The 23,421-nt window shown below is 41.2% G+C and carries 28 protein-coding genes; 18 read left to right on the top strand and 10 right to left on the bottom strand.

All coding sequences use genetic code 11. The annotated features are described in order from the left end of the window. The first annotated feature begins 243 nt into the window (after window positions 1–243). Window positions 244–714 (top strand): DUF523 domain-containing protein, encoded by a 471-nt coding sequence (locus tag ACH8JV_RS10290; RefSeq protein ID WP_343570375.1) that lies wholly within the window; start codon window positions 244–246, stop codon window positions 712–714. Window positions 715–718: 4 nt separating this feature from the next. On the opposite strand, the gene ACH8JV_RS10285 is transcribed toward ACH8JV_RS10290, so the two are convergent. Next, window positions 719–1,681, bottom strand: coding sequence for a bile acid:sodium symporter family protein (locus ACH8JV_RS10285; protein WP_396521095.1), 963 nt, complete (start codon window positions 1,679–1,681; stop codon window positions 719–721). Between the two features lie 54 nt (window positions 1,682–1,735). Continuing rightward, on the bottom strand, window positions 1,736–2,380 hold the full coding sequence (gene pncA, locus ACH8JV_RS10280; protein ID WP_396521093.1) for a bifunctional nicotinamidase/pyrazinamidase: 645 nt from the start codon (window positions 2,378–2,380) through the stop codon (window positions 1,736–1,738). A gap of 329 nt (window positions 2,381–2,709) precedes the next feature. Between pncA and dapA the strand changes: the two genes are divergently transcribed. From dapA to ACH8JV_RS10255, 5 genes are all read left to right on the top strand, one after another. Next, window positions 2,710–3,603 (top strand): 4-hydroxy-tetrahydrodipicolinate synthase, encoded by an 894-nt coding sequence (dapA, locus tag ACH8JV_RS10275; RefSeq protein ID WP_006581543.1) that lies wholly within the window; start codon window positions 2,710–2,712, stop codon window positions 3,601–3,603. Window positions 3,604–3,618: 15 nt separating this feature from the next. Beyond that, on the top strand, window positions 3,619–4,218 hold the full coding sequence (locus ACH8JV_RS10270; protein ID WP_209045401.1) for a lipoprotein-34 precursor (NlpB): 600 nt from the start codon (window positions 3,619–3,621) through the stop codon (window positions 4,216–4,218). 36 nt (window positions 4,219–4,254) lie between these two features. Continuing rightward, a complete protein-coding gene (gene purC, locus ACH8JV_RS10265; protein WP_108679651.1) occupies window positions 4,255–4,974 on the top strand; it encodes a phosphoribosylaminoimidazolesuccinocarboxamide synthase in 720 nt (239 codons plus the stop codon). A gap of 189 nt (window positions 4,975–5,163) precedes the next feature. Then, window positions 5,164–5,367 carry a hypothetical protein gene (locus tag ACH8JV_RS10260; protein ID WP_263614885.1) on the top strand — a complete coding sequence of 68 codons (204 nt, stop codon included), beginning with the start codon at window positions 5,164–5,166 and terminating at the stop codon, window positions 5,365–5,367. Window positions 5,368–5,679: 312 nt separating this feature from the next. Continuing rightward, window positions 5,680–6,516 (top strand): formate/nitrite transporter family protein, encoded by an 837-nt coding sequence (locus ACH8JV_RS10255; RefSeq protein WP_209045348.1) that lies wholly within the window; start codon window positions 5,680–5,682, stop codon window positions 6,514–6,516. Window positions 6,517–6,532: 16 nt separating this feature from the next. Here the strand turns inward: ACH8JV_RS10255 and ACH8JV_RS10250 are convergent, their stop codons facing one another. From ACH8JV_RS10250 to ACH8JV_RS10240, 3 genes are all read right to left on the bottom strand, one after another. After that, window positions 6,533–7,798 carry a replication-associated recombination protein A gene (locus tag ACH8JV_RS10250; protein ID WP_396521091.1) on the bottom strand — a complete coding sequence of 422 codons (1,266 nt, stop codon included), beginning with the start codon at window positions 7,796–7,798 and terminating at the stop codon, window positions 6,533–6,535. Between the two features lie 105 nt (window positions 7,799–7,903). Then, complete coding sequence (locus tag ACH8JV_RS10245) at window positions 7,904–9,076, bottom strand: PQQ-dependent sugar dehydrogenase (RefSeq protein WP_396521089.1); 1,173 nt, start codon at window positions 9,074–9,076, stop codon at window positions 7,904–7,906. Window positions 9,077–9,184: 108 nt separating this feature from the next. Continuing rightward, window positions 9,185–9,643, bottom strand: a complete 459-nt coding sequence (locus ACH8JV_RS10240; RefSeq protein WP_396521087.1) for a YcgN family cysteine cluster protein — start codon at window positions 9,641–9,643, stop codon at window positions 9,185–9,187. Window positions 9,644–9,837: 194 nt separating this feature from the next. Between ACH8JV_RS10240 and ACH8JV_RS10235 the strand changes: the two genes are divergently transcribed. The 8 genes from ACH8JV_RS10235 (at window position 9,838) to ACH8JV_RS10200 (ending at window position 15,127) form a co-directional block, all read left to right on the top strand. Continuing rightward, window positions 9,838–9,996 (top strand): DUF1328 domain-containing protein, encoded by a 159-nt coding sequence (locus ACH8JV_RS10235; protein ID WP_000490267.1) that lies wholly within the window; start codon window positions 9,838–9,840, stop codon window positions 9,994–9,996. A 170-nt stretch (window positions 9,997–10,166) separates the two neighbouring features. Then, window positions 10,167–10,904 carry a dienelactone hydrolase family protein gene (locus ACH8JV_RS10230; RefSeq protein WP_311087302.1) on the top strand — a complete coding sequence of 246 codons (738 nt, stop codon included), beginning with the start codon at window positions 10,167–10,169 and terminating at the stop codon, window positions 10,902–10,904. A gap of 187 nt (window positions 10,905–11,091) precedes the next feature. Beyond that, the gene (locus ACH8JV_RS10225; protein ID WP_311087303.1) at window positions 11,092–11,454 is read left to right on the top strand and encodes an HIT family protein; all 363 of its coding nucleotides are present in this window, start codon (window positions 11,092–11,094) and stop codon (window positions 11,452–11,454) included. A gap of 141 nt (window positions 11,455–11,595) precedes the next feature. Further along, entirely contained in the window at window positions 11,596–12,630 is a 1,035-nt protein-coding gene (mutY, locus tag ACH8JV_RS10220) for an A/G-specific adenine glycosylase (protein WP_396521085.1), read from the top strand. A gap of 47 nt (window positions 12,631–12,677) precedes the next feature. Beyond that, on the top strand, window positions 12,678–13,214 hold the full coding sequence (locus tag ACH8JV_RS10215) for a M23 family metallopeptidase (protein ID WP_396521083.1): 537 nt from the start codon (window positions 12,678–12,680) through the stop codon (window positions 13,212–13,214). A gap of 9 nt (window positions 13,215–13,223) precedes the next feature. Next, entirely contained in the window at window positions 13,224–13,469 is a 246-nt protein-coding gene (locus tag ACH8JV_RS10210) for a hypothetical protein (RefSeq protein WP_001287364.1), read from the top strand. Window positions 13,470–13,499: 30 nt separating this feature from the next. After that, the gene (locus ACH8JV_RS10205) at window positions 13,500–14,060 is read left to right on the top strand and encodes a DNA-3-methyladenine glycosylase I (protein WP_396521081.1); all 561 of its coding nucleotides are present in this window, start codon (window positions 13,500–13,502) and stop codon (window positions 14,058–14,060) included. Between the two features lie 38 nt (window positions 14,061–14,098). Next, the gene (locus ACH8JV_RS10200; protein WP_111855314.1) at window positions 14,099–15,127 is read left to right on the top strand and encodes an NAD(P)-dependent alcohol dehydrogenase; all 1,029 of its coding nucleotides are present in this window, start codon (window positions 14,099–14,101) and stop codon (window positions 15,125–15,127) included. A gap of 2 nt (window positions 15,128–15,129) precedes the next feature. Here ACH8JV_RS10200 and ACH8JV_RS10195 read toward each other — a convergent pair whose 3' ends face one another. Continuing rightward, the gene (locus ACH8JV_RS10195) at window positions 15,130–16,554 is read right to left on the bottom strand and encodes a PLP-dependent aminotransferase family protein (protein ID WP_396521079.1); all 1,425 of its coding nucleotides are present in this window, start codon (window positions 16,552–16,554) and stop codon (window positions 15,130–15,132) included. 90 nt (window positions 16,555–16,644) lie between these two features. On the opposite strand from ACH8JV_RS10195, the gene ACH8JV_RS10190 reads away from it, so the two are divergent. Continuing rightward, window positions 16,645–17,019 carry a hypothetical protein gene (locus tag ACH8JV_RS10190; protein WP_396521077.1) on the top strand — a complete coding sequence of 125 codons (375 nt, stop codon included), beginning with the start codon at window positions 16,645–16,647 and terminating at the stop codon, window positions 17,017–17,019. Here the strand turns inward: ACH8JV_RS10190 and ACH8JV_RS10185 are convergent. Beyond that, a complete protein-coding gene (locus ACH8JV_RS10185) occupies window positions 17,003–17,905 on the bottom strand; it encodes a LysR family transcriptional regulator (RefSeq protein ID WP_396521075.1) in 903 nt (300 codons plus the stop codon). The genes ACH8JV_RS10190 and ACH8JV_RS10185 overlap by 17 nt on opposite strands. A gap of 120 nt (window positions 17,906–18,025) precedes the next feature. On the opposite strand from ACH8JV_RS10185, the gene dkgB reads away from it, so the two are divergent. Next, the gene (gene dkgB / locus ACH8JV_RS10180) at window positions 18,026–18,829 is read left to right on the top strand and encodes a 2,5-didehydrogluconate reductase DkgB (protein WP_396521073.1); all 804 of its coding nucleotides are present in this window, start codon (window positions 18,026–18,028) and stop codon (window positions 18,827–18,829) included. A gap of 4 nt (window positions 18,830–18,833) precedes the next feature. Beyond that, on the top strand, window positions 18,834–20,024 hold the full coding sequence (locus tag ACH8JV_RS10175) for an MFS transporter (RefSeq protein ID WP_396521071.1): 1,191 nt from the start codon (window positions 18,834–18,836) through the stop codon (window positions 20,022–20,024). A gap of 39 nt (window positions 20,025–20,063) precedes the next feature. Here the strand turns inward: ACH8JV_RS10175 and ACH8JV_RS10170 are convergent, their stop codons facing one another. Together ACH8JV_RS10170 and dapB are read right to left on the bottom strand one after the other, a co-directional pair. Further along, window positions 20,064–20,717, bottom strand: coding sequence for an START domain-containing protein (locus ACH8JV_RS10170; RefSeq protein ID WP_396521069.1), 654 nt, complete (start codon window positions 20,715–20,717; stop codon window positions 20,064–20,066). A 51-nt stretch (window positions 20,718–20,768) separates the two neighbouring features. After that, window positions 20,769–21,590: a 4-hydroxy-tetrahydrodipicolinate reductase gene (gene dapB / locus ACH8JV_RS10165; RefSeq protein WP_396521067.1), complete on the bottom strand. Its 822-nt coding sequence runs from the start codon at window positions 21,588–21,590 to the stop codon at window positions 20,769–20,771. A gap of 184 nt (window positions 21,591–21,774) precedes the next feature. Here dapB and ACH8JV_RS10160 point away from each other — a divergent pair, with 184 nt between their 5' ends. Beyond that, window positions 21,775–22,140: a hypothetical protein gene (locus ACH8JV_RS10160; RefSeq protein WP_396521065.1), complete on the top strand. Its 366-nt coding sequence runs from the start codon at window positions 21,775–21,777 to the stop codon at window positions 22,138–22,140. A 112-nt stretch (window positions 22,141–22,252) separates the two neighbouring features. On the opposite strand, the gene dnaJ is transcribed toward ACH8JV_RS10160, so the two are convergent. Beyond that, window positions 22,253–23,365: a molecular chaperone DnaJ gene (dnaJ, locus tag ACH8JV_RS10155; protein ID WP_263612597.1), complete on the bottom strand. Its 1,113-nt coding sequence runs from the start codon at window positions 23,363–23,365 to the stop codon at window positions 22,253–22,255. Window positions 23,366–23,421: the final 56 nt, after the last annotated feature.

Genomic DNA, 23,421 nt, shown 5'->3' with positions numbered 1-23,421 from the left:
GCCTTTTCCTAAAGTCATTCCTAGATTTATGGAGGCCAACATCCTTGTTGGACCTCCAATGGCCATTTACCTTAAAACAGATGCTACTAAAAACAATTAAATTATGCAATACATAATTTAATTATGAATTGTGTAATTTATTAATCAAATTACACCGTTTGTTTGTGCCTGTTTTAGATTTCATATTTTATAAATCATTGGGTACACTCACATGGCTTTTAAAGTTCTAACGGCGGAAAACTCATGCTTTTAATCAGTGCTTGTTTAATTGGTGAACCTGTACGTTATGACGGCCGATCATGCTTGCACACTACGCTTCAGCAGTTATTTTTAAATAAAAAAGCCCATGCACTTTGCCCAGAGTTATTAGGCGGTTTTAGCACGCCTCGTTTACCCGCAGAAATTGTGGGAGGAACAGGTCAAGATGTGCTTGATGGGAAGGCAAAAATTACTGATTCATCTGGTTTAGATGTGACAGCGCTCTATTTAAAAGGTGCTCACCGCACTTTGGAAATTGCACAGCAAATAAAAGCAAGTTGTGTGGTTTTAAAAGAAAATAGCCCATCTTGCGGCAGTCAAAAAATTTATAACGGTACTTTTCAAGGCGAGAAGATTACGGGTGTTGGGATTACCACAGCACTATTACAGCGCCATGGTTTTAATGTCATTTCTGAAAACGAAATTGAAGATTGGTTAGCAGCACATCCTCTTTAGTACATTACTCTGCTTTTACTTGAGTAGATTTATCTTCACCTGTACGCCGTGCCCAATAAGTCGCAAGCGCAGGACCAGAAATATTATGCCAAAGGCTGAAAATTGCGCTTGGTACGGCAGTAATCGGGGAAGCCGCAAAATGCACTGCTGCAAGCGCCACGCCTAAACCTGAATTTTGCATACCGACTTCTACAGCAATTGCTTTACTGTCCGCATACGGTAGTTTAAAGAACCGAGCTGCTGCAAAACCTAATAAATATCCAAATCCATTATGCAATATCACTACCGCCAAAATAAGCAAACCTGACTGTAAAATAGCCGCTTTGCTTCCACCAATAATGGCTGCCACAATCGCGACAATCGCAATGACCGAAACTAACGGCATGACTTGAATATAGGATTCGACTTGACGTTTAAGCCATGTTCTTAAAATCAGACCAACCACTATAGGCAGTAGTACAACCTGCAAAATCGAAATAAACATCGAAGCTGCATCTATCTTTAACCATTGGCTAGCAAGCAGATAAAAAATAGTAGGCGTTAACACAGGTGCTAAAAGTGTTGATACCGATGTACAAGCGACCGATAAGGCCACATTACCTTTGGCCATATAGGTAATCACGTTTGAAGCAGTTCCACCGGGGCAACACCCCACCAAAATAACCCCAACAGCGATTTCCGGCGGTAAATTAAATAATTTACACAGAACAAATGCCAAACCCGGCATCACCACAAACTGTGCTACCACCCCGATCAACACCGCTTTAGGGCTTTGTAATACCCCTTTAAAGTCGTCTACGGTCATGGTCATTCCCATACCGAGCATAATAATACCCAAGATCCATGGAATATAAGCTTTAAGCCAGACAAAAAATTCAGGTTGCCAGAGTGCCAATGCCGCAAAAACGATGACCCATAAAGCAAACGTTTTCTGAACAAATTGAGTAAAACGTAATAATGCAGACATGCTGTTCATCCATACCAAATCGCAATTAAAGCCCAAACATCATGGGCACTATATCTAGCATTCATTTAACAAATCAGTCGATTGCATACGGACAACCCCTTGTTGCTGCATGGTTTGCCATGCCTGCTCTAAAGAGCCGTTGAGATTAATACCCTTACAGGCATCTTCAATCACTAGAGTTTTAAAGCCGAGTTGAATGGCATCTAAAGCAGTCCATGCAACACAAAAGTCGGTAGCTATACCGACCACATAGACCGTATCAATACCGCGTTCTTTTAAGTAACCCGTTAAGCCCGTCATTGTGGCGTGGTCTGCTTCCATAAAAGCCGAGTAGCTATCAATATGAGCATGAAAGCCTTTTCGGATAATCAGCTGAGCTGTCGGAATATTTAAATCTGGATGAAATTCGGCATCTTGGGTGCCTTGTACACAATGCTTAGGCCAAAGCACTTGCGGTCCATAGTCGAGTTCAATGGTTTCAAATGGCTGCTTCCCCGCATGGTTGACTGCAAAAGAAATATGATTATCCGGATGCCAATCTTGCGTCAGAACGACATTTTCAAAACAACCTGCCAATTGATTAATGGTTGGAATAATTGTATCGGCGTCGACAACTGCCAGGTTTCCGCCCGGCGTAAAACCATTTTGTACATCAACTACGACTAAAGCCGAATTTTGTGGTTGTTTCTTCATTTTCATGCCATCTTAAGTCCCATTCGGGAAAAATATGCATTTTATCTTGCCATAAAAAAGACTGTATCAAGTAGGGATTCGCAGAATTGCACCATATTGTCATATTTACTGTCTTTTACTTGAAATGATCAAATTGGCATTCTATGTTTTGCTCAAGTTTACATAGGGTTTATCAGTTAAGCATATTGTTCTTATGCGTCTGATCAGTCATAATTTGCATAATTGTCATTCAACAATCTGTTATTGTTAGAACTGGACAATCAAAATACTGCAACCATCCCACATTTTGTTTTTCTTACCTCAGATTCGGATGGATAAATAGGATATTTTTTAAAATGACTCAGCAAGCACAGACCATTCAAGGCTCAATCGTCGCAATTGTCACTCCCATGTTGAAAGATGGCGGTGTAGATTGGAAGAGTCTTGAGAAGCTGGTTGAGTGGCACATAGAACAAGGTACAAACAGTATTGTAGCCGTCGGTACAACCGGCGAAGCCTCAACATTGAGCATGGAAGAGCACACACAGGTTATTAAAGAAATTATTCGTGTAGCCAATAAACGTATTCCAATTATTGCCGGTACTGGTGCAAACTCAACCCGTGAAGCAATCGAATTAACTAAAGCAGCTAAAGACCTCGGTGCTGATGCAGCTTTACTTGTAACACCATACTATAACAAACCAACCCAAGAAGGCCTTTACCAGCACTATAAAGCGGTTGCTGAAGCTGTTGAATTACCTCTTATTCTTTATAACGTACCAGGTCGTACTGGCGTAGATTTGTCAAACGATACAGCGGTACGTTTAGCAGAAATTCCTAATATTGTCGGTATTAAAGACGCAACAGGTGATGTACCTCGTGGTAAAGCTTTAATCGATGCTTTAAACGGCAAGATGGCTGTTTACTCGGGTGACGATGAAACTGCATGGGAACTTATGCTTCTTGGCGCAGACGGTAATATCTCGGTTACTGCAAACATTGCACCTAAGGCAATGAGCGAAGTATGTGCGGTTGCAATTGCTAAAGATGAGCCACAAGCGAAGACGCTTAACAATAAGATTGCAAATTTACACAATATTCTATTTTGCGAATCTAACCCAATTCCTGTGAAATGGGCACTACATGAGATGGGACTGATTGATACTGGTATTCGTTTACCACTCACTCCTCTCGCTGAGCAATATCGCGAACCTCTCCGCAATGCCCTAAAAGATGCGGGAATTATTTAATAAGAGCAATTTATGATGCAATTACGTCTTGGTTTAGTCCTTGCAGTTTCAGCCTTAAGTTTAGCTGGCTGTGGTCGCTTCGCACTCAATAATCACTCTTTAGATTATAAAAAAGCAAAGCAACTCGCCCCGCTTGAGTATCCTGCCGATGCAACTGTACGACCAGCGACGCCTTTGTATCCTGCACCAACAGTAGACCAGCTCGCTATCGATCACGCACCGAAGTTTGAAAACAAGCGTGGCAACCGTTTTGCATTGCCACGCCCTGAACAAACGAAAGATGATTCAGCAGATACATCTGCTCAATCAGGTAGCGCGCTTAGTCGCCCTCAACTTGTGACAGATGGTAATAAAAACCCACTATTAAAAATTGATGGAAGTACTGCTGAAATTTGGCAATACACCAAAGCAACCCTAAGCACGTTAAATTACAACATCATCGCTCAAGGCAGTAATCAAGCGACGATTAAAGTAAATGACAAAACTTATGTGCTTAAACTGACTGGTGTTGGCTCTAGTCATAGCCTTGCTCTCTTTAATCCAGACAACACTTTTGCAAGCCCTGATGTTGCTGCGGAAGTGTTAAACCAGATTTACCAAAATTGGCCAGCCTAGTCGTTTACTAGGCATTTTTTTTTAAAAGGTTCCCTCATGTTAAAACAAACCTTGCTCTATACTGGTAAAGCAAAATCTGTATATGAAACAGACAATGCCGACCATCTGATTTTAGTCTTTCGTGATGATGCCTCTGCGTTCAATGGCGAAAAAATCGAACAACTAGATCGTAAAGGCAAGGTGAACAACCGTTTTAACGCCTTCATCATGGAAAAACTTGCTGAAGCAGGTATCGAAACGCATTTTGAAAAATTGCTTTCTCCAACTGAAGTTCTTGTTAAGAAACTTCAAATGATTCCTGTTGAATGCGTAATTCGTAACTACGCAGCGGGTTCTTTATGCCGTCGTTTAGGTGTTGAAGAAGGTAAAGAACTTACTCCTCCTACATTTGAATTGTTCTACAAAGATGATGGCCTAGGCGATCCAATGGTTAACGAATCTCAAGCGATTGCTTTAGGTTGGGCGACTGCTGAACAGTTAGAACAAATGAAAGTGTTAACTTATAAAGTAAATGATGTATTGAAAGCATTATTTGCTGAAGGCAACATGATCTTGGTGGACTTCAAACTTGAATTTGGTGTTTTCCATGACCGTATCGTACTTGGTGATGAATTCTCTCCAGACGGTTGCCGTTTATGGGATAAAGACACTAAGAAGAAACTCGACAAAGACCGTTTCCGTCAAGGTTTAGGCGGTGTTGTTGAAGCTTATGAAGAAGTTGCTTCTCGTTTAGGTGTAGATTTATCTGACATCTAATTCGCCAGCTTCATTAAAAAACCGAGCATTTCCGCTCGGTTTTTTATTTTCAGGTCCCTAAATTTTGGGAAAGTAGACAGATTTGTATATTTAATTAAATTATGACTTGCATAATCTAAAAACAAAGCACTAAAATCTAAAAAAACACTAATTGCATCACAATAATTAAATTTAAAGTATGGTGAATTTATGGAACTATTTAAGCCTGAAAAGAGATTAATGAATCACTCGATACATTTTGGTGAAAATCCATTAGTGATTTTATCTAATTTTAGCGATTCCGCTTTGAAACAAGGTTGGAGCGAAGCTGAAGTAGAAACCGTCATTTCTGAAGCTTCTCAAGGTGACTATATGAAACTCATACGCACATTGAGAACATATACCTTGCTTTAATCATCTACATGACTATAAGCACACATAACCAACTTCTCGCCGGTTTCGAACTCGTTTATAGAACTTGCTCGCCTTTAACTCAAGCGACAAATAGTCTTATTATGCAAAGTACTCTCTATCTCTGTTTATATTTAACCGTCCTATCTGGTTAATTGCTTTTATTTGCATATTATTTTGTTTACCACCGTATCATTCAATTTATAAAAAGACACATAAAGCTGTTAGGAATAAACTGGATTTATCCCGAATGCTGCCTTAACAATAAATAAAAATAATAAGTAGAAAATATTTATTCAGTGAGGAGCAAACCTGATGGATCATGAAATAGAGGAAAAAAAGGTCGAGCAAACCTTAAGCTGGCGTGAAAAAATGGCAGTAGAAGAACATGAGAAACTGTCACCCCGTTTGGTCTATGAAATTATCCGCCGTGATGGTGCAGAAGAACTGGATCGCCCAACAGCTGCACTGATCTTTTCAGGCATTGCAGCAGGTCTGGTCATCAGTTTTTCATTTGTATTTAAAGCGATTATTGCCTCTTATATCCCAACTGATGCGATCTGGACCGACTTAATCACCAATTTCGGTTATACCATTGGCTTTCTAATTGCCATTTTGGGCCACATGCAGCTCTTTACTGAAAATACCATTACTACAGTTGTGCCCTTATTTAAGCCCTTTACCTTGGACAAATTAAGAGCCGTAGGCCGTTTATGGGGGATTGTGATTCTATGCAATATCATTGGAACAGCTTTGGCGAGTTTATTCTTCCTGACCACTGACCTGTTTACTCCAGACATTGACAAAGCACTAGATGAGCTCGCACATCATGTTGCGTCTTTTTCTGCAATCCAGAACCTGCTTAAAGGGGTTATGTCAGGACTTTTAATTGCCGCATTGGTCTGGATGTTACCCTCTGTTAGCAATAAATTCCTAGTCATCTTTTTCATGACTTATCTGATAGGACTAGGCGACTTTACCCACGTTGTTGTTGGCTCTACCGAAATGTCCTATCTGGTCTGGCAAGGAGAGGCTTCTATTGGCGAATATCTATTTAATTTCCTGATCCCAACCACCATTGGAAATATTATTGGTGGTACAGGCGTGTTCACGCTACTGATTTACGGTCAGGTCACTGAAGAGTTGGAATAACAAGAAGCAATAAAAACTATTGCTCCTGCTGCCATCTGCGTTGCTGTAAGCGCTCGCCTTCAACCTCACGCTTATTTCTTGCTGACTCATAGAGTTTGGTACCTTTCAACTCAGGCGGCAAATAGTCTTGCAACACAAAGTGCTCTGGGTAGTCATGAGGATAGAGATAATTAATTCCATAACCTTGCTGTTTCATCAGCTTGGTCGGTGCATTTCTCAAGTGTAACGGCACTGGTAAATTTGCCGTTTTCTCAGCAAGTTCTAAAGCTCGATTAATCGCTAAATAGGTACTATTACTTTTTGCACTTGTTGCTAAATAAACCGCTGTTTGGCCCAGAATAATTCGACCCTCAGGCATACCCACCGCTTGTACAGAGCGGAAACATTCACCTGCAAGCAATAGCGCATTTGGATTCGAGTTCCCAATGTCTTCTGAAGCTGCAATCAGCATACGTCTTGCAATAAAAACCGGATCTTCCCCGCCTTTAAGCATCCGCGCCATCCAGTACAAGGCTGCGTCTGGATCACTACCACGAATTGATTTAATAAATGCAGAAACGAGGTCGTAATGCTGCTCACCCGATTTGTCATAACGCGCAATATTTTGCTGAGCGACTTTTACCACCACAGCATTGGTAATGGTATTTTCAATTTCTGGCTCAAAAGTACTCGCAATTAAGTCCAGTAAATTAAGCGCTTTACGGGCATCACCTGCTGCGAACTGAATCAGCGCATCATATTCTTCTATATGAATGTAACGTTCTTTTAAGAATTTATCGGCTTGAAGTGCATTGTTGAGCAGCGTCTGAATTGCAACACTGTCTAAGCTATTTAAGGTATAGACCTGACAACGTGATAAAAGCGCACTATTGACTTCAAAAGACGGGTTCTCAGTCGTCGCGCCAATTAAGGTAATTTTGCCTTTTTCTACCGCACCTAATAATGCATCTTGCTGAGATTTATTAAAGCGATGAATTTCATCAATAAAAACCACAGGTGTCAGTAAATCACCACTCTCTGCAATCACTTCACGTAATTCTTTTACACCCGTATTAAGCGCAGATAAGCTTACAAACGGACGATCTATCGCTTGAGCCAAAAGTAAAGCAATCGTCGTTTTACCAACGCCTGGCGGCCCCCAAAAAATAATAGAAGGCAAATGCCCCTGATCAATCATTTGACGTAGAGGTGCATGTTCACCTAACAAATGATCTTGCCCAATAATTTCAGACAAGTCTCTCGGGCGCAGGCGTTCAGGAAGTGGAATATGGGTGTCTGACATCTCAAATAGCTTTATCGTCTTTTCACTATAGTCTATTGTGTCTCACAGAAATCTACAATTTGAATCTATGAGACACATCCTTTATTTATAGGCTAACTCGAGGCCTTAAGAGAGTTTCTTACTCAGCTTCAATAGACGGGCTTTTGGACCGTCTTCAATTACCCAAATTGAACCGTCTTGTGCTTCATGTAACCCACGAATACGTTGCTTCATTTCTAATCTCTGCACTTCTTTTACGGGCTTATGCTCTAAATCTACAACGACAATGGCTTCAGAAGATAACCCGCCAATTAAGGCTTTATTTTGCCATCCAGGAAATTGCTGACCACGATAAATGATCATACTCGATGGAGAGATAACAGGAGTCCAGTCAATTTCGGGTGCTTTAAACTCTGGCCGAGTGTGATGATCTGGAATAGGTTGGCCCGAATAGTGGTCTCCATTTGAAACGATTGGATAACCATAATTTTCACCTTTGGTAATAATATTAAGCTCATCACCACCTTTAGGCCCCATCTCAACCACCCACAGCTGTCCTTGGCGGTCAAAAGCCATACCTAACGGGTTACGGTGTCCCAGTGACCATATTTCAGCAGTGACCCCGCCTTGCTTATAAAAAGGGTTACCTACAGCCGCGGTGCCATCATCATTTAAACGCAAGATTTTGCCCAAGTTACTTTTCATATTTTGGGCAGGGTCAAACTTTTGGCGCTCACCTGAACTGACCCAAAGCTTACCATCTGCGCCAAAAAGCATACGATGCCCATAATGGCCTTGCCCTGAGACTTTAGGCACCTGCTGCCAAATTTGCTTTATATTGGTAAGTTTTGGCTGATTGGGGTTAGATAAATCTAATTGCGCACGCGAAATCACTGCCCCAGATCCGCCTTGCCCTTTGGCTGCATAACTGAGATATATCCAGTGATTTTTGGCAAAGTCTGGATGTAGAGCAACATCCCCTAAACCACCCTGTCCGCCATAGTTCACCGCTGGAACACCCTGAACATCTAGCACTTGTTTATTTTGGGGATTAAAAATTTTTAATTTGCCTTGTCGTTCAGTGACGAGTAAACGTTGGTCTGGCAAGCTGGTAATCGCCCAAGGTTCATTAAAATGTCCAATTGCCTCTATCTGATAAGTTTGTTTGGCAGCATTGGTTTGCTCTGTTTTTGCAGTTGTATTTTGTTCAGGATTTTTTGAATTAGTATTATTGGAGCCACAGGCCATTAATAATAAGAAGCTACTGCATAACAAGGGGGCTGCTAGTCGTCTCATCATTTTTATCTCCTTTTGCTTTTATTTTTATATAACGGAGATCATTAAAAAATTTACGATAAAAGTGTTACTTTATTATACGCTGTAATTAAAATGCCCATCGGGAGCGTATTAACGCACCCAACGTACTACATAATCTTCTAAATCATCTTCATGTACATCACTTTCAGGAATACAACGTCCTGCAACCGACTTTTTCGCCTTAACGACGCTTTGTCTCGTACCCGTATTTAAATAGTGCCAAGAAGGTAAATTCTTGCCTTCGTTCAAGCGTTTATAGGCACAGCTCGATGGTAACCAATGAATGGTTTTCAAGCTTTCTGGCGTCAGTTGCAAACAGTCAGGTACTTGCTGCTGACGGTTTGAATAATCCGAGCAACGCCCTGTGCTGCAATCGAGTAACTTACACGCTACCTTGGTATAAGCCACCTCATGGGTATCTTCATCTTCTAGCTTAACCAAACAGCATAAACCACACCCATCACACAAAGCTTCCCACTCAGCCTGTGTCAGCTGCTCTAGCGTGTAATTTTTCCAAAACATTGGACGAAGTGAGGTCTCGGTAGACATAAGTTTTTAACAGCTATATAGATAAAGCAAAGTGAGATTATAGCATTGAACTACACTGGGCTTAAGAAAATAAGCCGTATTTTTGGCATCACAAAATGATTGTTTAATATACATTTCAACCACATAAACGACACATTTCGTGCAAAAAACACGCTATATAGTAAAAAGACAATGAAAAATAAGGAGGACAGCATATGTTCCGTTGGGCAATAATTTTTGCAGTGATTGCACTCATTGCCAGTCTATTAGGGTTTGGTGGTGTTGCAGGGTTATCTAAAGACTTTGCCGTGATTTTATTAGTGATCGCTGTAATTCTCGCTGTTATTGGTTTTATTTCGCGAGGCCGAACCTAATTTAATTATGACCATATCAAAAAGAAGGAACTCGTTCCTTCTTTTTTATTGGCTGATTATTTCTATGTTTTTCTTTTGATGTAGATTTTTACATAGTTATTCATATGACTTTTATTTTTTATGCTTTAATCAAGCGTATTTAAATCAAGTTAAATTTCAGGATTAATGTCATGAGTACAGCAATTAAAACCCGTGAAATTCAATATACTGCACCAGATGGCAGCCATTTAATTGGTTACTTTGCAGCTCCAGAGAGTGAAAGCCCTGTAGCTGGTGTCATTATTGGTCCTGAGTGGTGGGGTCGTAACGAATACACTGAACAACGTGCGCGTGAACTTGCTGAACACGGTTATGCTGCGCTTGCAATCGATATGTATGGCGATAAAAAAGTGACTACGACTGCAGCTCAAGCTTACGAATGGATGATGCAGACATTTGAAGAGTTAGACACGGTGACTGACCGCGCTAATGCAGGGCTTCAAACTTTAGCTGCTCAACCAGAAGTGAATAGTGAAAAACTTGCAGCGGTAGGGTTTTGCTATGGTGGCAAAGTAGTACTCGATCTAGCTCGCTCTGGTGCTCCTCTCAAAGCAATTGCGACATTCCATGGCACATTAACACCTAAGGCACCTGCTCAAAAAGGCAACATTCAAGGTGAAGTTTTAGTTCTACATGGTGAACTAGACAGCATGGTCACCTTAGAAGATGTTGCTAATTTTGAAAAAGAGATGCAAGCTGCTGAGGTTAAACATGAAGTAGTGGTTTTAAAGGATGCTAAACATGGCTTTAGTAACCCGCTTGCAGATGAAAGAGCTAAAGCGAATGGTGTCGACCTTGGCTACAACAGCGAAGCGGAAAAACAAGGCCTTGCTAAAATGTACGCTTTATTAGAACGTACTTTAAAATAAAAGAAGCAAATTTGGAGCAAATGGTTCTTTTTTCGCATTTGCTCCCTTAAATCTTTATGACTTTGCAATATTTTTCCTGTATTTTTTAAACCATACTTCAATAAATATACTCCCGTTGAGCTAGAGCAAAGCCTAGTCTTATTTCCCGCACTCGGGGTTTAATGGAATAACATGAGAGGATACAACAATGACTGACAAGAAATGTCCGTATTGCAATTTTGATGAATATGACATCATTGATAAGAATGAATTTGCTGTAATTTTACCTGACCCAAATCCGTTGTCTAAAGGCCATTGTGTTGTAACGCCACTGCGCCATGTAAGCTCGTTTTTTGATATTACCTCTAAAGAGCATGAAAGCTTACTGACACTTCTTGAAATTGCCCGTCATGAAACACAGCTTCGTCATCAACCAGCTGGTTTCCATATTGGCTTTAATGATGGTGAAGTATTTGGCCAGACTTCCGACCACTTCCACATTCATGTCATTCCTTACTATAAAAACCAACCGTTGAAACTTGATCAACGTTGGGGCGTAAAAGCGGATTAATCCTTTTTATGCTGGAAACAGAGACTACTCGTTTTAAAGTAGTCTCTGTTTTAACAGGCTCGTTCTGATTGCTTGCTTTAAACAAAACTTCTCCCCAATTTCAGCTATAATTTAGCCCTTACTTTTCTTCTATAGCTGTTCATGCCTGAATTTTCTTTTTCTGATGCCCTCTTAAAATGGTTCGATCAACATGGTCGTCATGATTTGCCATGGCAAGTCGCAGATGATCCATACAAAGTTTGGGTTTCCGAAATTATGCTACAGCAGACTCAGGTAAAAACAGTTCTGCAATATTTTGACCGCTTTATGGAGCGCTTTCCAACGGTAGAAGCTTTAGGTCATGCAACTTGGGATGAAGTCGCCCCTTATTGGGCAGGTCTTGGCTATTACGCTCGTGCCCGCAATTTACATAAAGCCGCTGGTCTTGTAGCACAGCAAGGTAAATTTCCTGAAACCCTAGAAGAATGGATTGCACTACCTGGCATTGGTCGCTCGACCGCAGGTGCACTCATGTCTTTAGGTTTACGTCAGTACGGCGTGATTATGGATGGCAACGTGAAACGTGTTTTAGCTCGTTTCTTTGCCATTGAAGATGACTTAAGTAAGCCACAACACGAACGTGAAATGTGGAAACTCGCTGAAGAACTTTGCCCGACATATCGTAATCATGACTACACTCAAGCGATTATGGACTTGGGTGCAACCATCTGTACGCCTAAAAAACCGCTGTGTTTATATTGTCCAATGCAAGCTCATTGTCAGGCTTACCAGCAAGGTTTAGAACAAGAATTACCTTTTAAAAAACCGAAAAAAACACCACCTGTTAAAACAGCAGATGTTCTTATTATTCAGTGTGAAGATGAGTGGTTCTGGCAACAACGCCCAGCTCATGGCCTATGGGGTGGTTTATTTTGTTTACCTATTTTAGAAAATGAACATGAACGACTGAGCATAAGTCAGCAATTTAAACTACAGCCTCAATCGCAAATTTTTCAGATCAGCCATAGCTTCACTCACTTCACATGGTTACTTAATGCTCACGTGTTCCACGTGGAACCTGATCAAAAAGAACATTTGGCGATTGAACTTGAAGGCCAGTGGCTAAGTCCGGAACAGGCCATTGCCAAAGGTATACCAACCGCTATGAAAAAATTGATCTCGACAAGCCGTTCATGACATAGTGGTCAAAATAATTTTGATATAACTATGACAGGGAGTATTTCGTGCGACGTTTTGTTTCTCGTTTCTCACTTGGCTTTCTTATTATTCTATTGGCTGCCTGTGCCAGCGCACCTAAAAAACCTACACCACTGTCACCCGCTCAAATTAGTAAGCTCGAGAGTATGCAGCTTCCAAATCGATTCCCGGTTCCGGTAAAAGGTGTCGATCGAGACGAACTAAAAGACACGTGGGGTGCAGCACGCAGTCAGGGCCGTAGTCACGAAGGCATTGATATTTTGGCTCCACGTGGAACCAAAGTGTATAGCACAACCGAAGGACTAGTTGCCGATCTTCGTAATAATAACTTGGGTGGCAAAGTCATCTGGATTTTAGGCCCAGCAGGAACATGGCATTATTATGCTCATCTTGATGGTCACAAACGTGGCTTAAGTGTTGGTGACTATGTCAAAAAAGGCGATTTAATTGGCTATGTCGGCAATACGGGCAATGCACGTTATACTTCACCTCATCTCCACTATGGTCTTTACCTAAATGGTAAAGGACGTGGTGCTGTTAATCCTTATTCATATTTACGCTAGGAACATTTTATGTCGGAAGCGCTGATCAATCGCTTAGTAGAGTTTGCCGAGTCTGGCAACCAGCAAAAGATCATTTTAAATGGCAATAGCTATCAAGGCTGGATCATGGAAATCAGCGATGATGCCCTACTGATCAGTACCGGTTTTTCAGATAAAGTTGGCAAAGATTTTTGGCTAAAGTTTGAAGACTTAACTCAAGCTGAACTGTATTATTGGGATACTCGCCCAAATGAATGGGTGCTATTTAAACTTTAAAATTCCAAGATAAATATAAGGAGCATCATCATGAAAACTCAACGCTGCGGATGGTGTTCCGACGATCCACTTTATATTGCTTACCATGACGAAGAATGGGGTAAACCCGAACACGACGAAGCACGTTTATTTGAAATGCTTTGCCTCGAAGGTCAGCAAGCTGGTTTATCTTGGATTACCGTACTGAAAAAAAGAGAAAGCTACCGTCAGCACTTTTTTAATCATCCAATTGCAGAAATTGCTTCATTCACAGATGATTTTTTAGAACTAAAATTATCTGATGCTGGTTTAATTCGTCACTTAGGTAAACTTAAAGCCATTCGTGACAATGCGATTGCTTGGCAAGCACTCAAAGCACAAGTTGGTGATGTCTCTACATGGCTTTGGCAGTTTGTAGATGCAGCTCCTCAACATAATGATGTTGTAGATTATCGTAAGGCCCCTGCTCAAACTGAACTGAGCGTAAAACTTTCTAAAACGCTTAAAAAGAATGGTTTCAAATTTGTCGGCCCAACCACCTGCTATGCATTTATGCAGGCAGTAGGCATGGTCGATGATCATGAAAACGATTGTCAATTTAAAGCTTCATAACCTACCAGAACGGTTCAAATCCGCTTAAGGAGTTTCCGATGAGCAATAATACGATTCAGGCCTATGCTGCAATGCAAGCAGGTGAAAAACTGGTTCCTTACCAATTTGACGCAGGTGAATTGCAACCGCATCAGGTTGAAGTAAAAGTTGAATACTGCGGTTTATGTCATTCTGATATTTCTGTTTTAAACAATGAATGGCGATCGACTGTCTACCCTGTGGTAGCAGGCCATGAAATTATTGGACGAATTGTTGCTTTGGGTTCAGAAGCCAAAGGTCTACAAATTGGACAACGTGTCGGTATTGGCTGGACAGCTGAAAGTTGCCAAGCCTGTGATGAGTGTATTGGTGGTCAGCAAGTACTTTGTACAGGCGGAAGTGTTGCAACAATCGTGGGGCATGCTGGTGGCTTTGCCGATAAAGTCCGTGCAGGTTGGCAGTGGGCTATTCCCCTCCCTGACGATTTAGACGCTGAAAGTGCTGGTCCTTTACTTTGTGGCGGAATTACCGTTTTTGACCCACTACTTAAACATAAGATTCAAGCAACACATCATGTCGGTGTGATTGGCATTGGTGGCTTAGGGCATATCGCCATTAAGCTACTCAAAGCTTGGGGCTGTGAGATCACTGCATTTAGTTCCAACCCTGATAAAACAGAGGAACTTAAAGCAATGGGAGCAGATCATGTCGTGAATAGCCGTGATACAGACGCGGTAACAGCACAAAAAGGGAAATTTGATTTATTGCTCAGCACAGTAAACGTGACGCTAAACTGGCGTGCTTTCATTTCTACGCTAGCACCCAATGGTTCTTTGCACTTCTTGGGTCTCACCCTAGAACCTGTTCCTGTTTCTGTAGGTTCACTTATTAGCGGTGCTAAATCAGTAACTGGCTCACCTACAGGCTCACCTGCTGCACTACGTCAACTTTTGAAGTTTGCTGCACGCAAAAAAATTGCGCCTCAAATTGAGCTGTTTCCAATGTCACAGCTCAATGAAGCAATTGAACGTCTACACTCAGGTCAGGCACGCTACCGCATTGTACTTAAAGCAGACTTTGCAGAATAAAACTAACTCGCTGTTTTAATCTGTTGCCGTGACCAGTCCGCTAAGTCTTTAATTGCTTGGCGGACATCTGCTGTTAACTCATGACCTGCATTTAAACGAATAAAATGCCGATAGCGTTCATCCTCACCAAAAACATGCCCGGGAACTACGGTAATTCCGTGAGATTTTGCAGTGTAATAGAGCGCCAAACTATCTACAGTTTTAGGTAACTGCATCCAGAGTGCATAGCCGCCTTCTGGTTGACTCAGTGCAATTGGAATACCTTCAAAGGCATTTAAAATACAACTACGATATTCCTCGACTTGCCGCATCAAATTCGGTCTTAACTGCTCTAAATGCTCCCTGTAACCACGACTATAAATAAAATCAGCTAGGCCTAGTTGTAGCGGTGTATTAACCCCAATATTACTGGCTACCAGCTCAAGCCTTAAATGTTGTAGCTTCGCACTTAAACAGAACCACCCTACGCGATACGCACTCGACAAAGACTTAGAAACTGAACCACACCAAATCACATAACCTTCGTGGTCCCAATATCGAATAGGCAATGGTCGCTCACTACTGTAGCCACATTCACCAAAAATATCGTCTTCAATAATAAAACACTGATACTTTGCGGCTAATTCAGCAATCTTTTGTTTCTCTGCATTGCTAAAACAATATCCTAAAGGGTTCTGGTAGTTCGCTGTCATTAAACAAACCTTAGCCAAACCTTGCTGCATTAATGACTCTAAACGCTCAAGATCAATGCCACGATGATCGGCAGGAATCTCAACAATCTGTCGTTTTAAACTTGCTAATAACTGTAAATGACCATTATAGGTAGGTGTAGGAATAAGAATACTATCGCCTACTTCAGTGAGCTTCTGAATCACCAAAGACAAAGCAGGCATACAGCCATTGGTAACAAAAATATCTTCCGGCGCGATATAAATACCATCTTCACGCCAATGATCAGAAAGCGCTTTTCTTAATTGCTCGTGCCCTTGTTTATTACAATAAAGAAAATCTTGTGGCTGACAATTTTTTAAAGCCCGTTGAATAGAACGACGTAAACCTTCTACAGGAATAAAGTGCGGCGTTAACTGGATCGAACCCAACGGTACAAGATGACTTTGTAAAGCAGCTTCCTGAATTTGGTTATGTAACTCCAGATTTGAGACATGTCGAGGCAAAGATAAAAAATCCGGACTATCCGGAATAGGACTAGATTGACTACGAGCAACCACAAAATAACCCGACTTCGGCTTTACATAAATGAGTCCCCTCGCTTCAAGCAATTCATAGCAACTTTTTGCCGTACTTAAGCTAATGCTGTGCTGACGAGCGAAATCTCGTAAAGAAATAAGCTTCTGATGAGGTTTAAGTTCATCTTGATAAATACGATGTGCTAATTGATTGGCAAGAACCTGATATTGAAAAGTCATTCTGTGCTGCTTTTTTAAAAATTTCTGTATCTGTACTGGTTTATAGAACACCTTTAGGCTATGGAAATCAACTCAAAGAGTAGCAAGATCATGAAATTAAAAGTTATATTGTTATTTACTATTGTTTTAGCGGGTTGCCAACCACAGCCCAAAAATGAGCAGCACAGACACACGGTTTGCCAAAGCCTCATAGAAGGCTATTTAAAAATGACCAACCAACAGGACTATAAATTAGAACAGCGCACTGATGATGAGACCTATACGATTTCTCATTATGAATATAAACGTAATAGCTCAAACGAAGTTGTCATGGTGAATTCGGTCTATTCAAAATTATATTTTAGTTGCCGAGAACAACAACAAAACTATTTCTTATCTCAACATTCATCACAAGGACAAACGACACCTATTTTAGAAGTTCATTTTCCAAGTGATGCTTATGGTAAGTTTAGAGACAGGTTTTAAAACCATCTTTTAATTGATCTGCCAAAAACTCAATAAATAAACGGATTCGTTTTGGTAGATGCTCTTGTTGATAATACACAGCATGGATGCTTTGATATTGATGTTCGATTTGATCTTCAAATAACGCAATCAATCGCCCTTCTTGAATATCTTTCCAAATTTCAAATTCAGATAGCCGTGCAATACCATGTCCTCTAATTGTGAGCTGGCGTACAGTCTCACCACTTGAAGCTTTAATGTTTGCTTGTGCGAAAAAATATTCATCTCCCACTTTAATTGGCCAGCTATTAATATAATCAGGTCTGGTAAAACCAATTAAATCATGATGTTCAAGTTGTTCAGGTTGTGTCGGTATTCCCTTAATCGCTAAATACTCTGGACTTGCCACAATATATAAACGACTCTTGCACACTAACTTGGCATGAAGACTCGAATCATTGAGTTCCCCAAATCGAAATGCCACATCGGTCTTATGTTGTAACAGATCAATCACCTGATCATTACTATTTATTTCGATTTCAATGTCGGGATAACACTCACGAAACTTATGCATTAATGGTGCAATGACATGTAAGACAAATGGCGTTGCCGAATCAATACGAATCAGTCCCGCAGTACCCTGATCAGACTTTTGTAACTCTTCTTCAGCAGCATTCAGCTCATTTAAAATTTTACGAGCCTTCATCAGAAACTGCTGCCCTTCTTGGGTGAGTTTTAACTTACGTGTTGTTCGCTCCAACAAGGTCACACCTAACTTTGCTTCCAAACGTGTCAGAGAGCGGCTTATTCCTGAAGGTGTTTGTTTTAAATGTTCTGCTGCGGCTACAAAGGAGCCTGTATCAACAATTGTGATAAAGGCAACCAGTTCTTCAATTGTTGATTTCATGGCTTATTCTATTATTGACTAATCATCAAAGATATTTTGCTTATTCATCTATTTTTTCGCAACAATAAAAAAAGCAAAATGCACCTCAAGTTAAATGATTATTCAAATTTAGGTGAACACATGAATATCCCACGTTTTGGTCTAGGTACTTTCCGTCTTAAAGAACAAGCAGTCATTGATTCTGTTAAAACTGCTTTAGACGTAGGTTACCGTGTCATTGATACTGCTCAAATTTATGATAATGAAGCAGCGATTGGTCAAGCGATTGCTGAAAGCGGTGTATCACGTCAGGACTTGTTTTTAACTACAAAAATCTGGGTAGATAATTTTGCTCAAGATAAGTTTATTCCAAGCTTAAAAGAGAGCTTAGAAAAGCTTCGTACTGACCATGTCGATTTAACTTTGATTCACTGGCCAGCACCAGATTTAGGCGTTTCGATTCCTGAAATCATGCAGCTTTTACTTGAAGCAAAACAACAGGGCTTAACTAAACAAATTGGTATTTCAAACTTCAATATTGCACTTACTCAACAAGCAATTGACACAATTGGTGTAGAGCATATTGCAACAAACCAGATTGAACTAAGTCCTTATCTTCAAAACCATAAACTTGTAAATTTCTTACAAGAGAAGAAGATTGATGTCACTTCATATATGACGCTTGCGTACGGCAAAGTGCTTCAAGACCCTGTTTTAGCTGAAATTGCAGCAGCTCATAAAGCAACGACAGCACAAATTGCACTTGCGTGGGCATTGCAACGTGGTTTTGCAGTCATTCCATCTTCGACTAAACGTGAAAACCTGATTAGCAACTTAAAAGCACAGGATATCGAGTTAACTTCAGCTGAAATGCAAATGATTGCCGAACTTGACCGTAACAGTCGTGAAGTTAGCCCAGAGCCATGGGCACCAGTTTGGGACTAAACTCATGAACACTCAATCAAATACGGCGTTCTCGTTACTGGCATTGGCAATTGGTGCCTTTGCCATTGGCACCACAGAATTCTCACCAATGGGGCTGTTGCCGAATATCGCTAATGATTTAGGTATTTCAATTCCAACAGCCGGAATGTTAATTACGGGCTATGCACTTGGCGTCATGCTAGGTGCGCCTTTCATGACACTTTGGTTTGGTGGTTTTGCTAGGCGTAATGCGCTTATTTTGCTGATGGCGATCTTTACGGTGGGTAACCTGATCGCAGCGTTTTCACCAAGCTATATGAGCTTATTAGGTGCACGTCTCATCACAAGCCTTAACCATGGTGCCTTCTTCGGGATTGGCTCTGTTGTAGCAGCGAGTATTGTACCCGCGCACAAACAAGCCAGTGCTGTGGCAACCATGTTTATGGGTTTAACCATTGCCAATATTGGTGGTGTACCGTTAGCAACATGGGTTGGGCAAAATATTGGCTGGCGTATGTCGTTCCTTGCGATTTCATTGCTTGGTGTGATTACCATGCTCGCTTTATGGAAAGCATTACCGCAAGGTATGGTTGCCCAAAAACCAAATGTGAAAGCTGAGTTGAAAGTATTAACGCGTGGCCCTGTGGTACTTGCATTACTTACCACCGTACTCGGTGCAGGTGCAATGTTTACGCTTTATACCTATATCGCGCCAAGTTTGACTGAGTTTACTCATGCTTCACCTACCTTTATTACTTTTATGTTGGTGTTGATTGGTGTCGGCTTCTCAATTGGTAACCATTTAGGTGGTCGCTTTGCAGACTTGTCCATCAACAAAACTCTGATTGGTTTCTTGGTCCTGTTGATTGTGATGATGGTAATTTTCCCAATCCTTGCACAAAGTCAGATTGGAGCAGCGATTGCCTTAGTGATCTGGGGTGCCGCAACCTTTGCTTTAGTACCGCCTTTGCAAATGCGTGTAATGTCAGTTGCTCATGAAGCACCAGGGCTTGCCTCTTCAGTAAATATCGGTGCGTTTAACCTAGGTAACGCAGTCGGTGCAGCCGCAGGTGCGTTAGTGCTCGATTTAGGTTGGGGTTATAGCGCAGTATCATTTGCTGGTGCATTACTGGCGGGGTTAGGTTTGTTACTGGTTTTATTTCAAATCAAACGTGAAAGTAGCCCAGCTCGAACTTTACAGCAATGTTCAGATTAATAAAAAAGCGCCTCATCTCAGGCGCTTTTTTATTGCTTATTATTTTAAAATATCGGGCAATTTAGGTTGCTCATAAATCGGGTTCATTACTTCCCGCTTCATTTTAAGCAGCATTTGATACGGTTGCTGCTGAACAAACATATTTACAAAGCTTAAAGGAATTGAACCCGCTGGGTCCGCATAGCCACTCGTGGTTACTTTAACTTTGTTGTTCGCTAGTTTCTGGAATGTCCATTCACCTTCATAACGAGTTAAACGAACCACATCGGGTTGAATCGGATAATTACTATTAATTGCTGTGTTCTTAATCGTAATAACGCCATTAGCAGCTTTACTCATTTTTCCTTTCACCACAACATCGCGGTCTTTTAGCGGAAAAGGAAAATCTAAAACCATATATAATGTAAATTCACCCTTTTTCTCATCCTGAGACAGCATTTCAACTTTACCCATATAAGGCACCCATTGCGCTGCGCGTTTTACATCTAAAATCACCGCCACAGCACGCTCAATGGGTACATCAAAGGTTGTTTCAGCTTTGTATTGAAAGACTGGGTTATCAGCCTTTTGATAGGTCCACACTTTAATATGATTACGGTCAAGGCTAAGTTTCGCCTTGTCTGTAGAGCCAGCCCCTGCATAGAGGCTGCTTAAGCAAAGAAGAGTGGTCAAAGCAATTTGTTTTTTATTCATGTTCTGCTCTATCTTGTTTTTCTCGCCACATATGCGACGTATACAGATGGTTTACACCTGTACGTCGTTCAATCCTAAAACATCTTTCATGTCGTATTTGTGCGCTTCGCGACCTACAACCCATGCAGCAGCTCGTACTGCACCAGCAGCAAAGTTCATACGATTCGTGGCTTTGTGAGTGACTTCAACACGCTCACCCTCACCAATAAACATGACAGTATGTTCACCTACAATATCGCCACCACGGATGGTTTCAAAACCAATCGTTTGACGTTCACGTGGACCGGTATGCCCTTCACGACCATAAACAGCAACTTCTTTTAAGTTACGGCCTAAAGTATCAGCAATCGCTTCACCCATCATGAGTGCTGTACCTGATGGCGCATCTACTTTATGACGGTGGTGAGCCTCAATCACTTCAATATCTACTGTATCGCCAAATACTTTTGCTGCAAGCTCAAGTAACTTGATTGATACATTTACGCCAACAGAATAGTTTGCCGCATATACAACAGGTATATGTTTTGCCGTTTCATCAAGCTCAGCTTTTTGTTCATCGGACATTCCCGTTGTCCCGATCACGATAGCTACCCCAGCTTCACGACATAGCTTTAGATGCTCAGATGTTGCAGCAGGAGTCGAAAAGTCAATTACAACGTCACAGTCTTTAAGAACCTCAGCCAAGCTTCCCGTAAGCTTCACTCCAATTGAACCAATTCCTGCAAGTTCACCAGCATCAGCACCGATTAAAGTACTTTCTGGGCGTACAACAGCGGCTCCCAATTGATAACCTGCTTGTTGAACTGCCTGAATAAGTATACGACCCATACGGCCACCTGCACCCAAAATACCAATGCGTGGAGCTGCTGACATAATCCTTCCCAATCTTGTGTTTTACGTAATTGGCCTACTATATCAAAACTCTTTGCTCACAATAAAAAGTAAAAAATATTTTTTAAGATGAACTGAAATTTAATCAGTTTTCACAAAAGTTAAAGAATTGATCTGCACACTACGGACCCACGAATGAAAAAAAGATGACTATAAGGAGTTCAGCATGCATTCGAAAATTATGGGCTTAATAGCCGTTATGGGGATGATGAGTTCAGTAGCATTTGCAGAGCCTGCAATCCAACCTGGGGACACATTAGAAAGCTTATCTAAAGCACGCATTACCACGAACGTAAATACTCAAGCAGCAACACCTACACCTCAAACAAGCGTAGCAAGCAATACCACTGCTGAAGTTAAAGTTGAAGATATCGACCCGATCATTGGAGAAAAAGCCGCAGAAGTAGAAACAGTAAAAGTAACTGTAAAACCAGTTACTCAAGCTACTGTCGAAGCTGTAGTAGCTCCAGTTGCATCAAGTGAACTTATTGTAAGTGTTGATGATATTGATGTCGCTCACCCGACAGAGTAATCGGTAGGCATTTTCTTTTAAGCAGAATAAAAATAATAAGATGAATCAGCGCAATAAAAAGGCGGATATTTTGAATATCCGCCTTCTTTTTAATTTACGATCTAATCAAGCATTAATCGAATAAACGATCAAAGAATGATTTTTTCTTTGGTGAAGAAGCACTGTCTTCGCCATCGAAAGATGCTTGTAATTCTTTGAGTAACTCGCGTTGACGAGACGTTAAATTAACTGGTGTCTCTACCACAATACGGCAAAGTAAATCACCCACCATGCTGCTACGTACAGGGCGAACGCCCTTACCACGTAAACGGAATAATTTACCTGTTTGAGTTCCCTCAGGGATCTTCAAGCTAACGCGACCTTCCAAAGTCGGAATTTCAATTTCTTTACCAAGTGCAGCATCAGCAATGCTTACTGGTACGTCCATATATAAATCGGCGCCATCACGTTGGAAAATTTCGTGTTCACGAACAACCACTTCAACGTATAAGTCACCAGCTTGACCATCACGGATCGCCTCGCCTTTACCACTTAAACGAACGCGGTCGCCATTATCTACACCCGCTGGAATAGTAACTTCCAATGTTTGCTGGCGATCAGCTACACCTGAACCATGACATGCATGGCATGGGTTTTTAATAATTTTGCCTTGGCCACGACATGTGCCACAAGTTTGTTGTACAGAGAAGAAACCTTGCTGCATACGTACTTGTCCTGAACCATGACAAGTTTTACAAGTTTCTACATCTTTTGGATTTTGAGAGCCTTTACCATCACACACATCACATGGTGCCGGAGCAGTAAAGGTAATGGTTTTTTTCACCCCTTTTACAGCTTCCTCAAGGGTAAGTTCCATGACATAGCGTAAGTCTGAACCGCGACGTTGGCGTTGCTGACGTCCACCGCCACCAAACGCTCCACCAAAGATATCACCGAACTGGCTGAAAATATCTTCTGCACTGAAACCACCAAAGCCACCACCAGCGCCACCAAAGCCGCCTTCAAACGCATTATGTCCCATACGGTCATACATGCTGCGCTTTTCGCTGTCCGATAAAATCTCATAAGCTTCAGAAGCTTCTTTAAACTTTTCTTCTGCTTCGGCATTGTCAGGGTTTCTGTCAGGATGATATTTCATCGCCAATTTACGATAGGCTTTTTTGATCTCATCATCACTTGCGGTTTTTGAAACGCCTAAAACCTCATAATAATCACGTTTAGCCATGTTTGGCGGTGCTCCTCACGGAAATTTTATCAATACTCTATTGCCGACTAAATGGG

The organism is Acinetobacter sp. ABJ_C5_2, from assembly GCF_044538485.1.
Taxonomy (GTDB): Bacteria; Pseudomonadota; Gammaproteobacteria; order Pseudomonadales; family Moraxellaceae; genus Acinetobacter; species Acinetobacter nosocomialis_A.
This window is presented reverse-complemented; position numbering and strand designations above follow the sequence as displayed.

What these genes read in the sequence shown, in the direction of transcription:
- ACH8JV_RS10270 (WP_209045401.1), top strand. Translation starts at nt 3,619, where the DNA reads ATGCAATTACGTCTTGGTTTAGTCCTTGCAGTTTCAGCCTTAAGTTTA.
- dapA (WP_006581543.1), top strand. Translation starts at nt 2,710, where the DNA reads ATGACTCAGCAAGCACAGACCATTCAAGGCTCAATCGTCGCAATTGTC.
- dkgB (WP_396521073.1), top strand. Translation starts at nt 18,026, where the DNA reads ATGAATATCCCACGTTTTGGTCTAGGTACTTTCCGTCTTAAAGAACAA.
- ACH8JV_RS10160 (WP_396521065.1), top strand. Translation starts at nt 21,775, where the DNA reads ATGCATTCGAAAATTATGGGCTTAATAGCCGTTATGGGGATGATGAGT.
- ACH8JV_RS10235 (WP_000490267.1), top strand. Translation starts at nt 9,838, where the DNA reads ATGTTCCGTTGGGCAATAATTTTTGCAGTGATTGCACTCATTGCCAGT.
- ACH8JV_RS10230 (WP_311087302.1), top strand. Translation starts at nt 10,167, where the DNA reads ATGAGTACAGCAATTAAAACCCGTGAAATTCAATATACTGCACCAGAT.
- dnaJ (WP_263612597.1), bottom strand. Translation starts at nt 23,365, where the DNA reads ATGGCTAAACGTGATTATTATGAGGTTTTAGGCGTTTCAAAAACCGCA.
- ACH8JV_RS10175 (WP_396521071.1), top strand. Translation starts at nt 18,834, where the DNA reads ATGAACACTCAATCAAATACGGCGTTCTCGTTACTGGCATTGGCAATT.
- ACH8JV_RS10170 (WP_396521069.1), bottom strand. Translation starts at nt 20,717, where the DNA reads ATGAATAAAAAACAAATTGCTTTGACCACTCTTCTTTGCTTAAGCAGC.
- ACH8JV_RS10200 (WP_111855314.1), top strand. Translation starts at nt 14,099, where the DNA reads ATGAGCAATAATACGATTCAGGCCTATGCTGCAATGCAAGCAGGTGAA.
- ACH8JV_RS10285 (WP_396521095.1), bottom strand. Translation starts at nt 1,681, where the DNA reads ATGTCTGCATTATTACGTTTTACTCAATTTGTTCAGAAAACGTTTGCT.
- ACH8JV_RS10240 (WP_396521087.1), bottom strand. Translation starts at nt 9,643, where the DNA reads ATGTCTACCGAGACCTCACTTCGTCCAATGTTTTGGAAAAATTACACG.
- pncA (WP_396521093.1), bottom strand. Translation starts at nt 2,380, where the DNA reads ATGAAAATGAAGAAACAACCACAAAATTCGGCTTTAGTCGTAGTTGAT.
- ACH8JV_RS10195 (WP_396521079.1), bottom strand. Translation starts at nt 16,554, where the DNA reads ATGACTTTTCAATATCAGGTTCTTGCCAATCAATTAGCACATCGTATT.
- ACH8JV_RS10255 (WP_209045348.1), top strand. Translation starts at nt 5,680, where the DNA reads ATGGATCATGAAATAGAGGAAAAAAAGGTCGAGCAAACCTTAAGCTGG.
- ACH8JV_RS10250 (WP_396521091.1), bottom strand. Translation starts at nt 7,798, where the DNA reads ATGTCAGACACCCATATTCCACTTCCTGAACGCCTGCGCCCGAGAGAC.
- ACH8JV_RS10245 (WP_396521089.1), bottom strand. Translation starts at nt 9,076, where the DNA reads ATGATGAGACGACTAGCAGCCCCCTTGTTATGCAGTAGCTTCTTATTA.
- ACH8JV_RS10190 (WP_396521077.1), top strand. Translation starts at nt 16,645, where the DNA reads ATGAAATTAAAAGTTATATTGTTATTTACTATTGTTTTAGCGGGTTGC.
- ACH8JV_RS10205 (WP_396521081.1), top strand. Translation starts at nt 13,500, where the DNA reads ATGAAAACTCAACGCTGCGGATGGTGTTCCGACGATCCACTTTATATT.
- mutY (WP_396521085.1), top strand. Translation starts at nt 11,596, where the DNA reads ATGCCTGAATTTTCTTTTTCTGATGCCCTCTTAAAATGGTTCGATCAA.
- purC (WP_108679651.1), top strand. Translation starts at nt 4,255, where the DNA reads ATGTTAAAACAAACCTTGCTCTATACTGGTAAAGCAAAATCTGTATAT.
- ACH8JV_RS10260 (WP_263614885.1), top strand. Translation starts at nt 5,164, where the DNA reads ATGGAACTATTTAAGCCTGAAAAGAGATTAATGAATCACTCGATACAT.
- dapB (WP_396521067.1), bottom strand. Translation starts at nt 21,590, where the DNA reads ATGTCAGCAGCTCCACGCATTGGTATTTTGGGTGCAGGTGGCCGTATG.
- ACH8JV_RS10185 (WP_396521075.1), bottom strand. Translation starts at nt 17,905, where the DNA reads ATGAAATCAACAATTGAAGAACTGGTTGCCTTTATCACAATTGTTGAT.
- ACH8JV_RS10225 (WP_311087303.1), top strand. Translation starts at nt 11,092, where the DNA reads ATGACTGACAAGAAATGTCCGTATTGCAATTTTGATGAATATGACATC.
- ACH8JV_RS10210 (WP_001287364.1), top strand. Translation starts at nt 13,224, where the DNA reads ATGTCGGAAGCGCTGATCAATCGCTTAGTAGAGTTTGCCGAGTCTGGC.
- ACH8JV_RS10290 (WP_343570375.1), top strand. Translation starts at nt 244, where the DNA reads ATGCTTTTAATCAGTGCTTGTTTAATTGGTGAACCTGTACGTTATGAC.